Below are 17,245 nucleotides of genomic sequence, written 5' to 3' on the forward strand. Positions count from 1 at the left end.
TGCTCCGTTACTTCGTCAGCGGCAGGCCCTGTGCCTGCCAAGCGGCAACACCGCCGTCGAGGCTGAATGCCTCGTTGAATCCGGCATTCTTCAGCTGCGCCGCCGCCTTTGCGGAACGGGTGCCGGATTGGCAAACGGCGATCACAGCCTTCGATTTGAACTTGTCGAGTTCACCGAGTCGGTTCGACAACTCGCCCGCCGGGATGTTCTTGGCGTCGCGCAAATGGCCTGCGGAGAACTCCGCCGGTTCGCGCACGTCCACTACGACGGCCTTGCCCTGGTTGAGAAGCTGGGTAGCTTGAAGGGTGGAAACCTTGGCACCGCGGCGTTGCAGGTTAGGCCACATCAAAGCGCCTCCCGAGAGGAGAGCAATACCGATCAGCCAGATGTTATCAAGAAGGAATTTCACGTTACTCCAGTGGTTTCAATGGTTTTAGGCAATCCCGCCATTATAAAATAGATGCGGAAGCCGTATTTCAAAGTCCCAAATACACTATTTTTCATCATCTCCCCCTATGTACAAGATCGTATTCATGCGCCACGGCGAATCGACGTGGAACCTCGAAAACCGTTTCACCGGCTGGACCGACGTTGACCTGACCGAAAAAGGCGTCAACGAAGCCCGCCAGGCCGGCAAGATCCTGAAGGAAGCCGGCTTCGACTTTGACCTCTGCTACACCTCCGTCCTCAAGCGCGCCATCCGCACCCTGTGGCTGACGCTGGACGAGATGGACCTGATGTGGCTGCCGGTCAAGCACGACTGGCGCCTGAACGAGCGTCATTACGGCGCGCTGCAGGGCCTGAACAAGGCGGAAACCGCCGCCCAGTACGGCGACGAGCAGGTCCTGGTCTGGCGCCGCAGCTACGACGTGCCGCCCAATCCGCTCGACGCAAACGATCCGCGCACCTCGTACAACGACCCGCGCTATGCCGGCCTGAAGAAGGAACAGATTCCCCTGACCGAGTGCCTGAAAGACACCGTCGCCCGCGTGATGCCGGCCTGGGACGAGGAAATCGCCCCCGCCATCAAGGCCGGCCGCAAGATCCTGATCTCCGCCCACGGCAACAGCCTGCGCGCGCTGATCAAGTCGCTGGACGGCATCAGCGACCAGGACATCGTCGGCCTGAACATCCCCAACGGCCAGCCGCTGGTCTATGAGCTGGATGCCAACCTGAAGCCGATCAAGAGCTACTACCTGGGCGACCAGGAAGCCATCGCAGCGGCCATGAAGGCCGTCGCCAGCCAGGGAAAGGCGAAGTAACGCTTTTTCCATGCAGTTCTTCAGCCGTCCCGGAAACCGACAGGAATCCCCCTCGATCACCCGGCATCTGCGCCATGCCGGGTGGGTTGCCCTCGCGGTTCTCGGGGTGGCCCTGGTGCTGGGCAGCGCGCCTGCCCACGCCAGCAAGGTCACCGAACGCACCCGCCAGAAGCGCGCCGCCGAGGCGGAGCGTGCCGAACTCCAGCAGAAGCTGGAAGCCCTGAAACGCGACATTAGCAAGACCGAAACCGCCAAGAGCCACGCTGCCGACGCCCTTTCCACTTCGGAAGCGGCGATCTCGGAAGCCAACCGCGCACTGCACGAACTGGACCGCGAACAGAAGGATGCCGAAGCGAGGCTGGTCCGTCTGTCGCAGCAGCAGGATCAGCTCGCCAAGACCATCGCCGAACAGCAGGGGCGCCTGTCCCGTCTGCTGCGCGACCAGTATGTCGCAGGCAACGAAGACCGGATCAAGCTGCTGCTCTCCGGCGACAACCCGAACCGCATCAACCGCGAGCTGCAGTACATGGGCTACGTCTCGCAGGCACAGGCGAAACTGATCGATGCGCTGCGTGCCAACATGAAGGCGGTCGAGGACAATAAGGCCGCCGCCCAGGAAGCTCGCGACGAACTCGAGGAAATCGCGCAGGAACAGCGCGAACAGAAAGCCCACCTCGAGAAAGAAAAGACCCGCCGCGCCACGCTGCTCGCCCAGCTGTCCACCAAGCTGGCATCGCAGCGCAAGGAAGCCGGCAACATCGAACGCGACGAGCAGCGCCTTGCCGGGCTGGTCGACCGGCTTGCAAAGTTAATTGAAGAGCAACGAAAGAGTGAAGCCGCGGCGCGCGAAAAGAAGCGCCAGGAACAACTCGCCCGCGCGAAAGACAAATCCGAGCCGCAGTCCGACAGGAAAGTGAGTTCCGTCAAGGTGCCAGCGCACAGTCCTGATGCAATAGATGACGATGAGCCGCCGAAAAAATTGACGGCCCGAAATGAACTCACACCCGAACCCGGCGTCCAAGCCCGGGGCCTCGATCTTGCCTTTGCTTCGCTCAAGGGCCAGCTCAGGCTGCCGGTCAAGGGAGATCTTGTTGCCCGGTTCGGCAGCAAGCGTGGGGACGGTCCTGCGTGGAAGGGCTTGTTCATCCGGGCCGCCGAGGGCGCGGACGTCAAGGCGGTCGCCGCCGGACAGGTAATTTTCGCTGAATGGTTGCGCGGATTCGGCAACCTCATCATCATTGACCACGGCGGCCAGTACATGACCATCTATGGCAATAACCAGTCGGTCCTGAAACGGGTAGGCGATACGGTCAGGACTGGCGACGTGATTGCCAGCGCCGGCAACAGCGGCGGCAACGAAAATTCGGGTTTATACTTTGAAATGCGGCATCAGGGCCGCGCAATCGACCCACTCGCGTGGGTAACTATCAGGTGACACATGAGCAGCAAACTGAAGAACTTCGGCCTTATCGGTTTAGGCGTTATTGCTGGCATCGCCGGCTCAATGCAGTTTGAAGCAAGCGCCCAGAAGCATACGTCTCCGCTGCCACTGGAAGAATTGCGCCAACTGGCGGATGTGTTCGGCCTGATCAAGTCCGATTACGTCGAGGCGGTGGAAGACAAGAAGCTGCTGACCGAGGCGATCTCGGGCATGGTGTCTTCGCTCGACCCGCACTCCGCCTATCTCGACAAGAAGGCCTTCAAGGAACTGCGCGAAGGCACCCAGGGCAAGTTTGTCGGCCTGGGCATCGAGGTCGGCATGGAAGACGGCTACGTCAAGGTCATCTCCCCGATCGAAGATTCGCCCGCGTTCAAGGCAGGCCTGAAGGCCGGCGACCTCATCACCCGCCTGGACAGCACCCCGGTCAAGGGCCTGACGCTGGATGAAGCGGTCAAGCGCATGCGCGGCGAGCCCAACACCAAGATCACCCTGACCATCGCCCGCAAGGACGAGGACCGCCCGATCATCGTCACCATCGTGCGCCAGGAAATCCGCGTGCAGAGCGTGAAGTCGAAGGTCGTCGAACCCGGCTACGCCTGGCTGCGCGTATCGCAGTTCCAGGAGCCGACCGTCGAAGACATGGCCAAGAAGCTGCAGGCGATCTACCAGCAGGAACCCAACCTGAAGGGCCTCGTGCTCGACCTGCGCAATGACCCGGGCGGCGTGCTGCCGGGTGCCATCGGCGTCTCCGCGGCCTTCCTGCCGAAGGACGTGCCGGTCGTGTCGACCAACGGCCAGCTGCCGGATTCCAAGCAGACCTTCTACGCACGCCGCGAGTTCTACACTTCCTCGCGCGTGGCCACCAGCGATCCGCTCTCCAAGCTGCCGGAAGCGGTCAAGAACGTGCCGATCGTGGTGCTGGTCAACACCGGCTCCGCGTCCGCCTCGGAGATCGTGGCCGGTGCGCTGCAGGACTACAAGCGCGCCACCATCATGGGCACGCAGACCTTCGGCAAGGGCTCGGTGCAGACCATCCGCCAGCTGTCCGCAGATACCGCGGTCAAGCTGACCACCGCCCGCTACTACACGCCGAACGGCCGCTCGATCCAGGCCAAGGGCATCGTGCCTGACCTGCTGGTCGACGAAACCGCCGACGGCGACGGCCTGAATGGACTGCGCCTGCGCGAAGCCGATCTGCAGAAGCACCTGCTGAACGACAAGGACAAGGACGAAGCTGCCCGCAAGCTGGATGAACTGGAAGAAGAACAGCGCCTCGCCGCCCTCGAGAAAAAGCGCAAGCCGCTCGAGTTCGGCAGCAAGGAAGACTTCCAGCTGGCCCAGGCGCTGAACCACCTGAAGGGCATGCCGGTCCAGCTCTCCAAGTCCGCGAAGATCGAGAGCAAGAAGGAAAACACCATTAATGAGAAGAAGAACGGCAATGGTGAAAAGAACGGAAACGGCGAGAAGAAGTAATCCCGCCCGATGAAGGAAAAGGCCGCAGCGATGCGGCCTTTTTCATTTCCTGCCCGGGTACAATCCCCGTATTGCCATCCCCGCCCACGTAGCGCCATGAACGACAACCAGCTGCTCCGCTATTCCCGCCACATCCTTCTCGACGAAATCGGCATCGAAGGACAGGAAAAAATCCTGGCCGGCCACGCGCTGGTGATCGGCGCCGGCGGTCTGGGTTCGCCGGTTGCGTTCTACCTGGCGTCGGCAGGCATGGGCAAAATCACCCTGGTCGACAACGACACAGTGGACCTCACCAACCTGCAACGCCAGATCCTGCACACCACGGAGCGCGTCGGCCAACCGAAGGCGGAATCAGGCAAGGCCACCCTGGCACGCATCAATCCTGAAGTCGAGGTGGTGGCGCTGAAAGAGCGCCTGGAAGGCGAACGCCTCTCCGAACTGGTGAGCCAGGCGAGCGTGGTGCTCGACTGCAGCGACAACTTTGCGACGCGCCACGCCGTAAACCGCGCCTGCGTTGAGCACAAGGTGCCACTGGTATCAGGCGCCGCAATCCGCATGGATGGACAGATTTCCGTGTTCGACACGCGCCACGAAATGTCGCCCTGTTACGCCTGCCTGTTTCCGCCTGAGCAGCAGTTCGAGGAAGTGCTGTGCTCGACCATGGGTGTGTTCGCGCCGCTGGTGGGCATCATCGGCACCATGCAGGCGGCGGAAGCGCTGAAGCTGGTCGCGGGCATCGGCGAGTCGCTGGCGGGCCGCCTGTTGCTGCTGGATGCGCGCAATATGGAGTGGACGAGCATCCGCGTCGCACGCAATGCAGGCTGCTCGGTGTGCGGCAGCTAATCCGGCAAGGAATTCACGATGCAAGCCGGGACGCCCGCATCAACCTCGCGCGACACGGCACTCCCATCGCCGCTCGACCGGTACATGCTCGAGGACTCGTCCGACAGCGCCCGGTAAGCGGTGTAAATGGCAAAGTGCCGGCGCTCCGCCATGAGCGCCTGGCTTGTCGCGGCGCCATCCTCCTCCGCCACGGCCTGGATCACCGGTGTGGCAGCATCGGCATAGGACAGTTCCACCCTTCCGCAAGCCGCCAGCGGCATGGCCGCTACCAGCACTACCACGTTCGCCATCTTGTTCCTGTGCGCAGGCTTTTTCATGTCGATCTCCCTGACATGATTATTAATGTTCCGACAAGCCGGTTTTTGGCTTGTATCAACGGCATTACAAGCCGCGTCCCGATTTCACCTGCGCCCTGTGCATACGCAACAAAGCGCTTGAAAAGTCACAGTGTTACAATCGAACGACCGCTCTTTTTCCCCTCTGCAACACTCCCCCATGTCTGCCGCCGACCTTGCCAAGCTGGTGTTCCTGTCCGCGATCTGGGGCGGCTCCTTCATCTTCCTGCGCGTTGCGGTGCCTGAAACCGGGCCGTGGCTGACGGCCACGCTGCGCACGACACTGGCCGGCATTGCGCTGCTCGCCTTTGCGACCGCCACGCGGGTGAAGATGGACTGGCGCGCAAACCTCAAGCCCTTTGCAGTGGTCGGCCTGTTCGCAGTCGTGATTCCCTTCTCCTGCTTTTCCTTTGCCGCGCTGCATCTGCCCGCAGCCCACTCGGCGGTGCTGAACGCAACCGCGCCGCTGTTCGGTGCCGTCTTCTCGATGGTCTGGCTGGCGGAGCGCCTGACCATGCAAAAGCTGGCCGGCCTGATGTTGGGAATCACCGGCGTCGCCGTGCTGGTCGGCGCAGGATCCATCCCCTTGAACGCCAATACGCTTACCGCCTTCGCCGCCTGCCTCGTGGCGGCAGCGGGCTATGCGCTGTCGAGCATCATCGTCAAGAAAACCGGGCAGCCGGGCGGCATCCATCCGATTGCCATGGCGTCCGGCTCGATGGCAATCGGCAGCCTCATCATGCTGCCCGGCGTGCCGTTCAGCGTCCCGGCGGCCATGCCTTCGATGACGGCCATCGCCTGCATCGCGGCAATGGCGCTGCTGTCGTCCGGGCTGGCACAGGCGCTGTTCATCCCGCTGATCGTCAAGATCGGACCGACACGCGCGATGAGCGTGTCCTTCCTGATCCCGCTGTTCAGCATGCTATGGGCCTTCCTCTTCCTGCATGAGCCGGTCGGCATGGCGACGGTCGCCGGCGGCAGCGTGGTGCTGGGTGCGATGGCGCTCGTGCTGACGGCGCCGAAAGCATGAGCGCGGTGCAGGCCGGACAGTTCGCGCTCCGCCATCCGCTGCTGACAGCGCTTGCGCTGTCCTTCGGCGCGGCGATTTCGCTCGGCATTTCGCGCTTTTCCTATGCGCTGCTCTTGCCGCCGATGCGCGCCGACCTGCAATGGTCTTACCTGCTGGCGGGAGCAATGAATACGGCAAATGCCTTCGGCTACTTCGTCGGCGCGCTGCTGACGCCGGCGCTGATGCGCAGGCTGAATGCGCAGGCGGCACTGGTCGGCGGCGCGGTGCTCACGGGCATCTTCATGCTGCTGTCCGGCTTCGTCACCGAGGCCGCGGTCCTGCTGCTGCAGCGCGTGCTGGCGGGCGTTGCAAGCGCCTTCATCTTCATTTCGGGGGGATTGCTCGCCGCGCGGCTTGGCGCCCAGCATCCGAAGCATGCCGGCTTCCTCATCGGCCTCTATTACGGCGGGACCGGTTTCGGCATCACGCTGTCCGCGCTGCTCGTTCCCGCGACGCTGGAATCAGCAAGCCACACAGCACATCCGTGGCAATGGGCATGGCTGGTGCTGGGCGCGGTCTGTCTCGTGATGACCTTGCTGATGGCACTGCCTGCGCGACAGGTGGATGGCGCGGCGACGGCTGCCGCCGGGGCAATCCACTTCCGCGTGCGCGAGTTTGCATTCGGTCTCGCCGGCTATTTCATGTTCGGTGTCGGGTACATCGGCTACATGACCTTCATCATCGCGCTGCTGAAGGAGCAGGGCATGCAGGCGCCGTCGATCACGCTGTTCTACGCCATGCTCGGCCTGGCGGTTGTCGCCTCGTCGCGCATCTGGGCGCGCATGCTGGACCATTTCAAGGGCGGCCAGGCCCTTGCTATCCTCAACGGCTTGCTCGCCATTGCCACCCTGCTGCCGGTGCTGACGTCGGCGCCGGTCGCCGTGTTCGCGTCGGGCATCCTGTTCGGCGCGGTGTTCCTGTCCGTGGTCGCATCAACTACCGCGCTGGTGCGGCACAACCTGCCCTCGCAAGCATGGTCGTCGGGCATCAGCGGCTTTACCACCGTGTTCGCCTTCGGCCAGATCGTCGGACCGACCATCGTGGGATGGATTTCCGACGGCGGCGGCGGACTGCAGCGTGGACTGGTGTTTTCCGCGGTCGCGCTCGTCGCCGGCGCCTTGCTTGCATCGCGACAGCAACCCTTGCGGAACCGCGCATGATCGCTTGTCCGAATCCGGCCAGCCAGCCTTGCGCAGCCGCGCTAATCTTTCATTCCGCTCATATCAGGATTCACCATGCGTAGCGCCGACCTCGCCCGCCTCATCGCCCTTGCCGCCATCTGGGGCGCGGCCTTTCTCTTCATGCGTATCGTCGCCCCGGTGCTCGGCGCACTATGGACTGCCGAGTTGCGCGTGGCGATCGCGGGCACGGCAATGCTGATATTCATGCTGGTGACAGGACGGAACATGCAGTTCCGCGCCAACTGGAAGCAGTACCTCATACTGGGCACGCTGAACTCGGCCATCCCCTTCGCGCTGTTCTCGTATGCCGCGCTGACGCTGCCAGCGGGATACTCCGCCATCCTCAATGCCACCAGTCCGCTGTGGGGCGCGCTTGTTGGCGCCGCGGTGCTCGGCGAAACGCTCACCACGCGCAAGATCGCCGGCCTCGTCACCGGCGTGATTGGCGTCGCCTTCCTGGTCCGTCTCGGACCAGCGGCCTTCTCGCCGCAGGTGATGATCGCCGCCCTGGCCTGTGTGACAGCCGCCCTGTGCTATGGCATTGCCGGTGCGTATTCGAAGAAGAAATCGTCCGGCATCGCGCCGCCATTGATGGCCACCGGTTCCCAGCTCGGCGCGGCCCTCGCCTTGCTGCCCTTCGCGTCCCTGTCGCCGATACGCGGCGAGATCACGCCCTTCGTCATGGTGATCGTGCTGATGCTGGCCTTGCTGTGCAGCGCGGTCGCATACTTCATCTACTTCCGGCTGATCGCGGACCTGGGGCCGACCAAGGCGTTGACGGTCACCTTCCTGATTCCTCTGTTTGCGCTGGTGTGGGGCGCGGTGTTCCTGCATGAGGAAATCAATTTCAACACGCTGGTCGGATGTGCGCTGGTGGTGCTGGCGACCTGGCTGGTGGTGTTCCAACGAGTCGATGTCGCGAATAGCGCGCCGGGGGAGCGTCTGTCGCGCTAGATGTCATGAAATTGTCGTCGTAGTCTTGCCCGTCCCTTGAAAGACTCCGCTTGATTGCCTATCTGTCTCCAGCGCATCCACGCGCCATCTCCGGCAGGCAGAAACGAGCTTTCAATGCGACTGATACACCACGACATCCACCGCGCGACGGCCAGGCAACTGGCGGCCAACCAATACAATGACTTCGTGGCGGGCGCCCTCTATGCGCCTGTTTTCGCGGGATTGTTCGGGGCGTTTCTCCTGGACTGGCCATTCATCTTCCTGGCGTATGTGTGCGTCGTCATCCACGCGACACGGCGACAGATAAGGGCAGCACGGGATTCGGACTTCGGGCGTTTTGTTTCCGGATGGCTGCAGCATGTGGTGTTGTTCATTACTTCGTTCGCCGGTGTCGCAGCGTTGATGGACGGCAGCCGCGAGTACGCCACCTTTCTTGTCTTTGCACTTCCGCCGATCCTGATCGAATACCTCAACCGCCGGAAGTGCTATCGCGCCCTCCACTTTCATGTGGCGCGCGCCTACATTCGCGATGTATACGATGTCCGCACGCGCTTGCAACGGCAGCGGAAGAGGAAGGCGTCTTACCGTGCGCCGAAGTGACGGCATGAAACTGGCCCGCAATCGATGGACGGAAGTGGCCGCGCTGGCCTTGCTGGGCCTGTGGTGGGGGGTGCCCGCCATCCGCATATGGCAGGCGGACAGGATGGTGGATGAATTGTGCGCCAAGGATGGGGGCTTCACTATCCATGAACAAGTGCAACTGTCCGACGACGAACCCGAGCAGGCAGTGCCATCCGCGGCACTCGACGCAAGCGTCATGCAAGTGACCGACAAATACTACCGGACGCGAAAAACCCGATATATCAGCGGTGATTCGAATTCGCCCGAGTCTCTGGCGATCATTCAGGACCGCTACCGGCTATACCGAAGTTCGGACAGGAAGCTGCTTGGCGAGGCGATTGCCTATATGCGTACAGGCGGCGATCCGGTCGGCCCGTGGCGATCGTCCCCGCATAGCTGTCCGCAGCATGCGGACCAAGGATTAGCAAAAAGGATCTTCCGGAAATCGGGTGCCTGAGCGTTTGCTCCGGCCTCCTAAACGATGGTTGCCGGCAGCACGCCACGCAGTGCATTGCACAGGATGACTTCTTCCGCGGCGCGCAAGTCTTCGAGCGTCAATCGCCTTTCGCGCGCAGCCCATGCCGGGTCATCCAGCAGCACGCCACGCATCACGCCCGGCAACACACCCGCTTCGAGCGGCGGGGTAAACCATTGCCCACCCAGCTTGACGAACACGTTGCTGCGTCCGCCTTCCGTGAGTTCGCCACGCTCGTTGAAGAACAGCATGTCGAATCCGCCCTTCTCCTCGGCGGCACGCCATGCCGCATCGTACTGCGTACGCACGCTCGTCTTGTGACGCAGGAAGAGGTCCATGGACAGCGTCGGTGCCGGGGCCAGGAATACCTTCGCCGGCAAGGGCAAAGGCGTGATCGCCGCTGCCTGCAACGATATGCTGCCGTCCTCGCGCAGGGACAGGCGCATGCGGTATGTCTTCTGCGGCTCCAGCGATGCACACCCTTGAACCACCTTGTCCGCGATCCGGCCGTCATCCCATGCAAATCCGAAGTACGAGGCGGACGCGCGCAGGCGCCGCAGGTGCCGATCCAGGTTGCGGCATCCATTCTCACGCGTGGCCTGCATGGTTTCGAACAGCTCGAAATCGTTGGACAGGCCCGTCAGGAACGATGCTTTCAAACGACATTCCGCCAGTTCATCGGCGGCAATGCTGTCATGCACGATGCCTGCGCCGACACCCAGTTCGCCCTGCCGGACACCGCCGGATTCGGCTTGCAGCGTCAACGTCCGAATCGGGACCGACAAACAGAAGTCGCCGACGCGGCGATCCGCGGACGGGGCGTCGAACCAGCCGATTGCGCCGGTATAGATACCGCGAGGATCGGGCTCGAGCTCGCGGATGATCTGCATCGTGCGGCGCTTGGGTGCGCCGGTGATCGAACCGCAGGGATACAGGGCGGTGAACACATCGGCGAGGTTCGCGTCGTCACGCAGCTCGGCCTCGACTGTCGACGTCATCTGCAGCACGCTGCTATAACGGTCGACGCTGAACAGCTTCGGCACACGCACCGAGCCGAACTTCGCCACGCGCCCGAGGTCGTTGCGCAGCAGGTCGACGATCATCAGGTTTTCGGCGCGGTTTTTCGGATCGGCTGCGAGTGCAGCGGCACGTTGCGCATCGATCGCCGCATCGCCTGTGGCCGCTGCGGTGCCTTTCATCGGCCGCGTCGTAAGCGTGCCCTTTGCATGGCGCACGAAGAGCTCCGGTGACAGGGACAGCACTGCCTCGCCGCCGGGCAGCGCAATCAATGCGCCATAGGGAACCGGCTGTCTTTCGCGCAGGCGGCGGTACAGGTCGAGCGGCGAGCCGAAGGCGTCGAAGCGCAGCCGGTAGGTGTAATTGATCTGGTAGGTGTCACCCGCCTCGATGTAGGCATGGATGCGGGCGATGGCATCCTCGAATCCGGCATCGGTGACGTTGGCGCGGACCTGCGCAATGCCTGCAGGACGGTCCTGCCGGCGTGCGTCGAGCCATTCCCGCACCTGTTCGGACGACATCCGCGCGCAGTCGGAGAACAGCAGTATTCGCGCGAACGGCCCCTGCCCTGGATGCGGCGCGATGCGATGCATCTCCGCGCCGAGTTCATAGCTGAACAGGCCGACTGCATGCAGCCCCTGTTTGAGCGACGCCTCCATCTGCGCCAGCATGCCCGGCAGCCCGGCAGCGTCCGCGCATTCGAGCGTGCCGGCATGACCGGTCAACAGGCGCGAACGCGGGTCGTCCGCGCTGGCGTCGCAGTCGTCGAGCAGTGCGAAACAATCGTCGGCGGAGTGAGTGGAGGCGTTCAAGGCAGTGTCACGCGAGCAAGTTGGCGTGCCGGACAAGCGATGGGAGGTGATAACCGTATTGTACTCAGCTCCCGCGCTTGGACAGGTAGATCCCCCACAGCAGCAGCACGCCCCCGGCCATCTGCACCGGGCCGATGGCTTCCTGGAAAATGATCCATGCCGCGACGGCGGCGGTCAGCGGCTGGATCAGCAGGCTGACGGAAGTCAGGTTGGCCGGCAGGTGGGCCGCCGCATAGGCGATGACGGTCTGGCCGCCGATCTGCGCGACCAGCGCGAGCGCCAGCAGCGGAAGCCAGCTGGCGGCCGTAGCGGGCCAGAATGCGCCGGGCGCGGCCAGCGCGAACGGCAGCAGGGCCAGTCCGGTGACCGTCGTGCTCCACGCCATCAGGCGCGCGGTGGAGTATTCGTTGCGCGCGTCCTTGACCACGAGCTGGTAGGCGGCGTAGAACACCGCGCTGGACAGGCCGAGCGCATCGCCGAGCAGCTTGTTGCCGCCGCTGCTTTCGCCGCCTGCATTGGGGCCGACCAGCATGATCGCGCCGACCAGCGCGATCACCATGCCGACGATGAAGATGCGGGCGAAGCGCACCCGGTATGCAATCCACATCCACAGCGCGATGAAGATCGGAGCGAAGTTCGACAGCAGCGTGGCGTTGGCGACCGTGGTGTAGTGCAGCGACAGGTGCCAGATGCCCATGTCGCCGGCAAAGTAGATGCCGGCCAGGACCAGCGCCTTCGTGAAATCGGTGCGCTTGCCCGCCGCCTTGTCCTGGTTGCGCACGGCGAAGGCCCACGCCCAGAGGAAAGGCGATGCCAGCGCCATGCGCCAGAAGGCGGATGCCACCGGATTGACGTCGGACAGGCGCATGAAAATGCCGGCGAAGCCGATGGCCATGCCGCCGATCAGCAGCGATGCAAAGGCGAAGACGGGGAAGTGCTTTTCGGTGGTGGAGTCCATGCAGCCGGGCGGTGAAATCGCAAAGACAGAGAGTGTACTGATCTTTGCATGCCGGCGCAGGACGCAGACGACGGGAAGCGAATCAAATTCGGATCCACCCCGCAAAAAACCGCGAAGCTTCAGGCAAGCAGCATCGCGATCTGCGCCTGCGCATTCTCCGACGGGTTGTACTTGAAGCCGCTCTTGGCATAACGATGCCATTTGCCGACCACCAGGCTGGTGATCATGCAGGCGCGGGTAGCGATTTCATTCTCGCGCGCCTGGCCCTGGGTCGCCGCGATGCGCAGCGCCTGCCGGATGGACAGTTCGACGCGTTCGATGAACTGATTCATGCGCGACTGCAGGCGCTCGTCCTCATTGACCAGCGCATCGCCGATCAGCACGCGGGTCATGCCGGGATTGCGTTCGGCAAAGCTGAGCAGCATGGCCGCGATGGCCTGTACCTGCGCCAGGCCGTTTTCCTGCTGTTCGCTGATCTGGTTGATCAGGCCGAACACGCTGGTCTCAATGAATTCAATCAGGCCTTCGAACATCTGCGCCTTGCTGGCGAAGTGCCGGTACAGCGCGGCCTCCGATACGTCCAGCTTGGCCGCCAGGGCCGCGGTCGTGATCTTTTCCCCCTTTGGATGCTCCAGCATTGTGGCCAGAGTCTGCAGGATTTGAAGCTTGCGTTCGCCCGGTTTTGTGGTTGCCATGATCGTTTTATGGAGAAGGTTTTACCTCAGCCTGTGCAGCATCGCCGGAAGTTGCCTTACGGATTGTACTTTGACATCGACATAAATGGGGCGCTTTGTGAATCTTGGTATGGGTCGACCGTTGGCAAGCTGCCTCAGGTTGGGGCTGGTTGCGAGATACTGGGTGACCCAAGCGGTGCGCATGCCCAGCGCCTTGGCCGCCTTCAGGTTGTCGGCGGTATCCTCGACCAGGATGCAGCGGCGCGCCGGAACACCCTCGCGCGCCAGCAGCTTGCGCAGTAATTGCCGAGACGGCTTGGGGCGCAGCTGGCCGTGGACATGCATGGATTCAATGGGGATGTGCTGCGCAAAATGGCGGTGCAGCCCGAGGTGGCGCATCACGTCGTGGGAGTAGCGCCGCGGCGCATTGGTCAGCAGGATCTTGCGGCCGGGGAGCCGTTTCAGCAGGCGGCCGAGGCCGCGTTCGGCGCGGATCATCGTGCCGAGATCCTCGAAAAGGTGGGCCTCGCGCAGGAAGTCATCCATCTTCACATCGTGGTGCCGGACCATGCCGAGCAGCGTCGCGCCGTAGCGCTTCCAGTAAGCGAGGCGCACCGCATTCACGGTCTCGGGGTCGGCGGGCTGGTCGCCATTGCCGAGCACCTTTGCCATAAATGCATTCATGTTGGCGTTAATCGCCGGGAAAATCGCGTGCGACGCATTGTGCAGCGTGTTGTCGAGGTCGAACAACCAAATCGGTGAAGGCATCTGATACAGTGAATTGAGCCGCCATCAGCGCGGCAAATCAGGGAGAAAAAAATGAAGTCGGGTGTTATTGTTTTGCTAAGCCTGTGCCTGGCTGGCTGGTTCGGCGCAGCGCATGCGGACAATAATGCAGCACCGGCTGCAAGCGCACAAGCAGGTGCAGCGAAGCGCGGTACCCTCTACCGCGTGCGCCACCACGGCAACACCGCCTACCTCTTCGGCACCATACACGTCGGCAAACCAGCCTTCTTCCCGCTGGAAGATGAAGTGACTGGCGCCCTCGCCCGCGCCGGCAAGCTGGTGCTCGAGATCGACATCCGCAAGCCGGAACCCTTCCAGGCGGCGTTGAGCAAGCACGCCTTCTATCCGGTCGGCGAGTCAGTCGAGCACCACCTGTCGCCGGGCGTGCTGGTACAACTGAAGCGCGCGCTGGACGTGGCGGGCCTCGCCTTCGAGGATGTGCGCCATATGAAGCCCTGGCTGCTGGCCAACATGCTGGTCGGCCTCGACCTCGAACGCAACGGCTACGAGCGCAGCCACGGCATCGAGACATTCCTGCTCTCGCTGGCCGACAAGCAGGCGAAAGACGTGCGCGAACTCGAGTCGGCCGAGTACCAGATGTCGCTGTTCGACGGCATGCCCGACGCAGTGCAGGAGCAGTACCTGCGCGAGAACCTGGACGAGCTGGGCGACGGCAATGCGCTGAAGAAGGCGCAGGCGCTGATCGACGCGTGGGCCACGGCCAACAATGATGCAGTGGAAGCCTTCATGCGCGCGTCGCTGCTCGAGAAGTCGGCATCATCGGAATTCACGCAGCGCGTACTGCTGGACAAGCGCAATCCGGAGATGGCGACCAAGATCGAGGAACTGCTGCGGGATGACGAAACGACCTTTGTCGGGGTCGGGCTGCTGCACATGGTCGGGGAGACCGGGGTGCCGACCTTGCTGCGGCGGAGGGGGTATGAGGTGGAGAAGCTGTACTAGGCGCGGGGTGCGCGGAGCGCACCCCGGCCATCAATCAATGCGACCGGATCATCGTCCCGAACGCCTGCTCCGTCAGCACTTCCAGCAGCAGCGAATGCTCGATGCGGCCATCAATGATGTGCACGGTATTGACGCCCGACTTCGCGGCGTCCAGCGCGGATGAGATCTTCGGCAGCATGCCGCCCGAGATCGTGCCGTCGGCGAACATCTCGTCGATCTGGCGGGCCGACAGGTCGGTCAGCAGGTTGCCCTTCTTGTCCATCACGCCCGGGATGTTGGTCATCATGATCAGCTTTTCCGCCTTCAGGATTTCCGCGATCTTGCCCGCCACGAGGTCGGCGTTGATGTTGTAGGCCTGGCCATCCTCGCCGAAGCCGATCGGCGAAATGATCGGGATGAACGCATCGTCCTGCAGCGCCTTGACCACTGCGGGGTTGATGGCATCGATCTCGCCGACGAAGCCGATGTCGAGGAATTTGCCCGGGTTTTCCTTGTCCGGCATCTGCATCTTGCGCGCACGGATCAGGCCGCCGTCCTTGCCGGTCAGGCCGACCGCCTGGCCGCCGTAGTGGTTGATCAGCATGACGATATCCTGCTGCACTTCGCCGCCCAGCACCCACTCCACCACTTCCATGGTTTCTTCGTCGGTGATGCGCATGCCCTGCACGAAGGTGCCCTGCTTGCCGATCTTCTTCAATGCATTGTCGATCTGCGGACCGCCGCCGTGGACCACGACCGGGTTCATGCCGACCAGCTTGAGCAGGATGACGTCGCGCGCGAAGCCGTGCTTGAGGCGCTCTTCGGTCATCGCATTGCCGCCGTACTTGACGACGATGGTCTTGCCGTGGAACTTGCGGATGTACGGGAGTGCCTGGGCAAGAATTTCAGCCTTGATTTGGGGCGAAACACCGGACAGGTCTGTATTGGGGTCTGCGAGGTCGGTCATGGCGGGTCCTGTAAAACGATTTTCGCGATTTTACAGGGAAAGTGCGGCACGAAGTTGCCGCATCCCCGGCGGATTTCTTGTAATTGCGCGCTCCATCCGCTAGGCTTTGTCCAAATGACAATCCGTGACCAAAAACGGTGACATGACGACCATACATCCTCGCGAACTCGATGCCCTGCGCCCCGCCTTGGTGCGCTTCGCCGTCTTGCAGCTTCGCAATGAGGCGCTGGCCGAGGATGTGGTGCAGGATGCGCTGATCGCCGTCCTGGAGAAGCCGGACCGCTTTTCCGGCCAGTCCTCGCTGCGCACTTATGTCACCGGCATCCTCAAGCACAAGATCGTGGACGCGCTGCGCTCGACCAAGCGCGAACTGCGCATCGAAACGGGCGAAGACCAGACCGACGCCGAGGTCATCGACGCGCTGTTCAAGCCCGACGGCCATACCGTGGACATGCCGCGCCAATGGGGCGATCCGGACGCCACGCTGGAGCAGAAGGATTTTTTCCGGGTGCTCGAAACCTGCCTCGAAAGGCTGCCGGCCAGGAATGCCCGCATTTTCATGATGCGGGAGTGGCTGGAACTGGACACCGAAGAAATCTGTAAGGAACTGGGCATCAGCACGTCTAATGCCTGGGTAATGCTGTATCGCGCTCGTGTGCAGCTGCGCGAATGCCTTGACCTGAACTGGTTCGGACGATGATCAAACCCACCTGCAAGGAAGTCCACCGCCTCACGTCCGAAAGCATGGACCGCGAGCTGACGCTGCTCGAACGGTCCCGCGTGCGCATGCACCTGCTGGTATGCAACGCCTGCCGCAACTTCACTGCGCAAATGGACCTGATCCGCAAGGCGATGCAGCGCCTCGGGCCGGGCGGAGATTAACCCTGCCTCACTCGCACTTGCGGATTTCCTGCCTCGGGAACTCCGCCCTCACCTTGTCGAATGCCGACTTGCCATCCTCGTCGAGGTCGCGCACCTGGAACGCCACCTGGCTCGACGTCACCGTGCGCTGCCCGATGCGCGCGCTGCGCACGCCCTTCTGGTTGAGCGCGGCGAGATGCGCCTTGGCCGCGTCCTCATGCTTGAACACACCGAGCGAGATCCCCCAGCGCATGCTGGAGTTGTCCTGGATGATGAAGAAATCGTTCACGCCCATCTTGCGCAGCTCGCCGGCCTTCTTTTCCGCACCGTCCTTGTCGGCCTGGGGCGGAATGTAGACCATGTGGTTCGCCACTTCCTGCAGCGCGCGCTGCTTTACGCGGTCGGCAAAGGGCAGCTTCGCCAGCTCGGCGCTGAAGCGCTTGGCATCATCGGGGGGGAAGTTGCCGATCTCGGTGCAGGCCAGCACGACGGTCTTTTTCACCGCCGCAGCCGGGGGCACCGGCTCCGGGGCCGGTTCGGGAGCCGGTGCGGGCTTGGCCGCCGGCGGGGGGAC

Annotated in this window: 20 protein-coding genes; 12 read left to right on the forward strand and 8 right to left on the reverse strand. The window is 62.9% G+C overall.

Annotation, left to right across the window (positions count from 1 at the left end; genetic code table 11):
* Positions 1 to 7: 7 nt before the first annotated feature.
* Entirely contained in the window at positions 8 to 409 is a 402-nt protein-coding gene (locus tag AYR66_RS00220) for a rhodanese-like domain-containing protein (RefSeq protein ID WP_088705823.1), read from the reverse strand.
* Between the two features lie 106 nt (positions 410 to 515).
* Here AYR66_RS00220 and gpmA point away from each other — a divergent pair, with 106 nt between their 5' ends.
* The 4 genes from gpmA to AYR66_RS00240 all read left to right on the forward strand — a co-directional run bounded on the left by gpmA (position 516) and on the right by AYR66_RS00240 (position 5,019).
* On the forward strand, positions 516 to 1,262 hold the full coding sequence (gene gpmA / locus AYR66_RS00225) for a 2,3-diphosphoglycerate-dependent phosphoglycerate mutase (protein ID WP_088705824.1): 747 nt from the start codon (positions 516 to 518) through the stop codon (positions 1,260 to 1,262).
* A gap of 10 nt (positions 1,263 to 1,272) precedes the next feature.
* Positions 1,273 to 2,697 (forward strand): murein hydrolase activator EnvC family protein, encoded by a 1,425-nt coding sequence (locus AYR66_RS00230; RefSeq protein WP_088705825.1) that lies wholly within the window; start codon positions 1,273 to 1,275, stop codon positions 2,695 to 2,697.
* Between the two features lie 3 nt (positions 2,698 to 2,700).
* Positions 2,701 to 4,176, forward strand: coding sequence for a S41 family peptidase (locus AYR66_RS00235; protein WP_088705826.1), 1,476 nt, complete (start codon positions 2,701 to 2,703; stop codon positions 4,174 to 4,176).
* A gap of 96 nt (positions 4,177 to 4,272) precedes the next feature.
* Positions 4,273 to 5,019 (forward strand): HesA/MoeB/ThiF family protein, encoded by a 747-nt coding sequence (locus AYR66_RS00240; RefSeq protein ID WP_088705827.1) that lies wholly within the window; start codon positions 4,273 to 4,275, stop codon positions 5,017 to 5,019.
* Here the strand turns inward: AYR66_RS00240 and AYR66_RS00245 are convergent.
* Positions 5,016 to 5,336: a hypothetical protein gene (locus AYR66_RS00245; protein ID WP_088705828.1), complete on the reverse strand. Its 321-nt coding sequence runs from the start codon at positions 5,334 to 5,336 to the stop codon at positions 5,016 to 5,018. The two genes, AYR66_RS00240 and AYR66_RS00245, sit on opposite strands and share 4 nt — an antisense overlap.
* Positions 5,337 to 5,514: 178 nt before the next feature.
* Between AYR66_RS00245 and AYR66_RS00250 the strand changes: the two genes are divergently transcribed.
* The 5 genes from AYR66_RS00250 (at position 5,515) to AYR66_RS00270 (ending at position 9,636) form a co-directional block, all read left to right on the forward strand.
* The gene (locus tag AYR66_RS00250; protein ID WP_088705829.1) at positions 5,515 to 6,384 is read left to right on the forward strand and encodes a DMT family transporter; all 870 of its coding nucleotides are present in this window, start codon (positions 5,515 to 5,517) and stop codon (positions 6,382 to 6,384) included.
* Positions 6,381 to 7,583 (forward strand): YbfB/YjiJ family MFS transporter, encoded by a 1,203-nt coding sequence (locus AYR66_RS00255; RefSeq protein WP_088705830.1) that lies wholly within the window; start codon positions 6,381 to 6,383, stop codon positions 7,581 to 7,583. Before AYR66_RS00250 ends, AYR66_RS00255 begins: the two co-directional genes overlap by 4 nt.
* A 75-nt stretch (positions 7,584 to 7,658) precedes the next feature.
* Positions 7,659 to 8,558, forward strand: a complete 900-nt coding sequence (locus tag AYR66_RS00260) for a DMT family transporter (protein ID WP_088705831.1) — start codon at positions 7,659 to 7,661, stop codon at positions 8,556 to 8,558.
* A 114-nt stretch (positions 8,559 to 8,672) separates the two neighbouring features.
* On the forward strand, positions 8,673 to 9,158 hold the full coding sequence (locus tag AYR66_RS00265) for a hypothetical protein (RefSeq protein ID WP_088705832.1): 486 nt from the start codon (positions 8,673 to 8,675) through the stop codon (positions 9,156 to 9,158).
* Between the two features lie 4 nt (positions 9,159 to 9,162).
* Entirely contained in the window at positions 9,163 to 9,636 is a 474-nt protein-coding gene (locus AYR66_RS00270; RefSeq protein WP_088705833.1) for a hypothetical protein, read from the forward strand.
* A gap of 17 nt (positions 9,637 to 9,653) precedes the next feature.
* Here AYR66_RS00270 and pabB read toward each other — a convergent pair whose 3' ends face one another.
* From pabB to AYR66_RS00290, 4 genes are all read right to left on the reverse strand, one after another.
* The gene (pabB, locus tag AYR66_RS00275; protein WP_088705834.1) at positions 9,654 to 11,483 is read right to left on the reverse strand and encodes an aminodeoxychorismate synthase component I; all 1,830 of its coding nucleotides are present in this window, start codon (positions 11,481 to 11,483) and stop codon (positions 9,654 to 9,656) included.
* A 64-nt stretch (positions 11,484 to 11,547) separates the two neighbouring features.
* Entirely contained in the window at positions 11,548 to 12,441 is an 894-nt protein-coding gene (locus AYR66_RS00280; RefSeq protein WP_088705835.1) for a DMT family transporter, read from the reverse strand.
* 119 nt (positions 12,442 to 12,560) lie between these two features.
* Positions 12,561 to 13,136, reverse strand: a complete 576-nt coding sequence (gene slmA, locus AYR66_RS00285; RefSeq protein ID WP_088705836.1) for a nucleoid occlusion factor SlmA — start codon at positions 13,134 to 13,136, stop codon at positions 12,561 to 12,563.
* 21 nt (positions 13,137 to 13,157) lie between these two features.
* Positions 13,158 to 13,883, reverse strand: a complete 726-nt coding sequence (locus AYR66_RS00290; protein WP_088705837.1) for a pyrimidine 5'-nucleotidase — start codon at positions 13,881 to 13,883, stop codon at positions 13,158 to 13,160.
* Positions 13,884 to 13,934: 51 nt separating this feature from the next.
* On the opposite strand from AYR66_RS00290, the gene AYR66_RS00295 reads away from it, so the two are divergent.
* Entirely contained in the window at positions 13,935 to 14,864 is a 930-nt protein-coding gene (locus tag AYR66_RS00295; RefSeq protein ID WP_088705838.1) for a TraB/GumN family protein, read from the forward strand.
* A 34-nt stretch (positions 14,865 to 14,898) separates the two neighbouring features.
* Here the strand turns inward: AYR66_RS00295 and argB are convergent, their stop codons facing one another.
* A complete protein-coding gene (gene argB, locus AYR66_RS00300; protein WP_088705839.1) occupies positions 14,899 to 15,810 on the reverse strand; it encodes an acetylglutamate kinase in 912 nt (303 codons plus the stop codon).
* A gap of 142 nt (positions 15,811 to 15,952) precedes the next feature.
* On the opposite strand from argB, the gene AYR66_RS00305 reads away from it, so the two are divergent.
* Positions 15,953 to 16,510, forward strand: a complete 558-nt coding sequence (locus tag AYR66_RS00305; protein ID WP_088705840.1) for a sigma-70 family RNA polymerase sigma factor — start codon at positions 15,953 to 15,955, stop codon at positions 16,508 to 16,510.
* Complete coding sequence (locus AYR66_RS00310; RefSeq protein WP_088705841.1) at positions 16,507 to 16,692, forward strand: zf-HC2 domain-containing protein; 186 nt, start codon at positions 16,507 to 16,509, stop codon at positions 16,690 to 16,692. The genes AYR66_RS00305 and AYR66_RS00310 overlap by 4 nt, the downstream gene beginning before the upstream one ends.
* Positions 16,693 to 16,699: 7 nt before the next feature.
* Here the strand turns inward: AYR66_RS00310 and AYR66_RS00315 are convergent.
* Positions 16,700 to 17,245: SPOR domain-containing protein (locus AYR66_RS00315; RefSeq protein ID WP_206046999.1), on the reverse strand; the 546-nt coding region annotated here is incomplete at its 5' end.

Origin of the sequence: Noviherbaspirillum denitrificans (assembly GCF_002211445.1) — a bacterium.
GTDB lineage: Bacteria > Pseudomonadota > Gammaproteobacteria > Burkholderiales > Burkholderiaceae_D > Noviherbaspirillum > Noviherbaspirillum denitrificans.

What these genes read in the sequence shown, in the direction of transcription:
- AYR66_RS00305 (WP_088705840.1), top strand. Translation starts at nt 15,953, where the DNA reads ATGACGACCATACATCCTCGCGAACTCGATGCCCTGCGCCCCGCCTTG.
- AYR66_RS00270 (WP_088705833.1), top strand. Translation starts at nt 9,163, where the DNA reads ATGAAACTGGCCCGCAATCGATGGACGGAAGTGGCCGCGCTGGCCTTG.
- AYR66_RS00310 (WP_088705841.1), top strand. Translation starts at nt 16,507, where the DNA reads ATGATCAAACCCACCTGCAAGGAAGTCCACCGCCTCACGTCCGAAAGC.
- AYR66_RS00250 (WP_088705829.1), top strand. Translation starts at nt 5,515, where the DNA reads ATGTCTGCCGCCGACCTTGCCAAGCTGGTGTTCCTGTCCGCGATCTGG.
- AYR66_RS00260 (WP_088705831.1), top strand. Translation starts at nt 7,659, where the DNA reads ATGCGTAGCGCCGACCTCGCCCGCCTCATCGCCCTTGCCGCCATCTGG.
- argB (WP_088705839.1), bottom strand. Translation starts at nt 15,810, where the DNA reads ATGACCGACCTCGCAGACCCCAATACAGACCTGTCCGGTGTTTCGCCC.
- AYR66_RS00265 (WP_088705832.1), top strand. Translation starts at nt 8,673, where the DNA reads ATGCGACTGATACACCACGACATCCACCGCGCGACGGCCAGGCAACTG.
- AYR66_RS00230 (WP_088705825.1), top strand. Translation starts at nt 1,273, where the DNA reads ATGCAGTTCTTCAGCCGTCCCGGAAACCGACAGGAATCCCCCTCGATC.
- AYR66_RS00280 (WP_088705835.1), bottom strand. Translation starts at nt 12,441, where the DNA reads ATGGACTCCACCACCGAAAAGCACTTCCCCGTCTTCGCCTTTGCATCG.
- AYR66_RS00240 (WP_088705827.1), top strand. Translation starts at nt 4,273, where the DNA reads ATGAACGACAACCAGCTGCTCCGCTATTCCCGCCACATCCTTCTCGAC.
- gpmA (WP_088705824.1), top strand. Translation starts at nt 516, where the DNA reads ATGTACAAGATCGTATTCATGCGCCACGGCGAATCGACGTGGAACCTC.
- AYR66_RS00255 (WP_088705830.1), top strand. Translation starts at nt 6,381, where the DNA reads ATGAGCGCGGTGCAGGCCGGACAGTTCGCGCTCCGCCATCCGCTGCTG.
- AYR66_RS00245 (WP_088705828.1), bottom strand. Translation starts at nt 5,336, where the DNA reads ATGAAAAAGCCTGCGCACAGGAACAAGATGGCGAACGTGGTAGTGCTG.
- AYR66_RS00290 (WP_088705837.1), bottom strand. Translation starts at nt 13,883, where the DNA reads ATGCCTTCACCGATTTGGTTGTTCGACCTCGACAACACGCTGCACAAT.
- slmA (WP_088705836.1), bottom strand. Translation starts at nt 13,136, where the DNA reads ATGGCAACCACAAAACCGGGCGAACGCAAGCTTCAAATCCTGCAGACT.
- AYR66_RS00235 (WP_088705826.1), top strand. Translation starts at nt 2,701, where the DNA reads ATGAGCAGCAAACTGAAGAACTTCGGCCTTATCGGTTTAGGCGTTATT.
- AYR66_RS00295 (WP_088705838.1), top strand. Translation starts at nt 13,935, where the DNA reads ATGAAGTCGGGTGTTATTGTTTTGCTAAGCCTGTGCCTGGCTGGCTGG.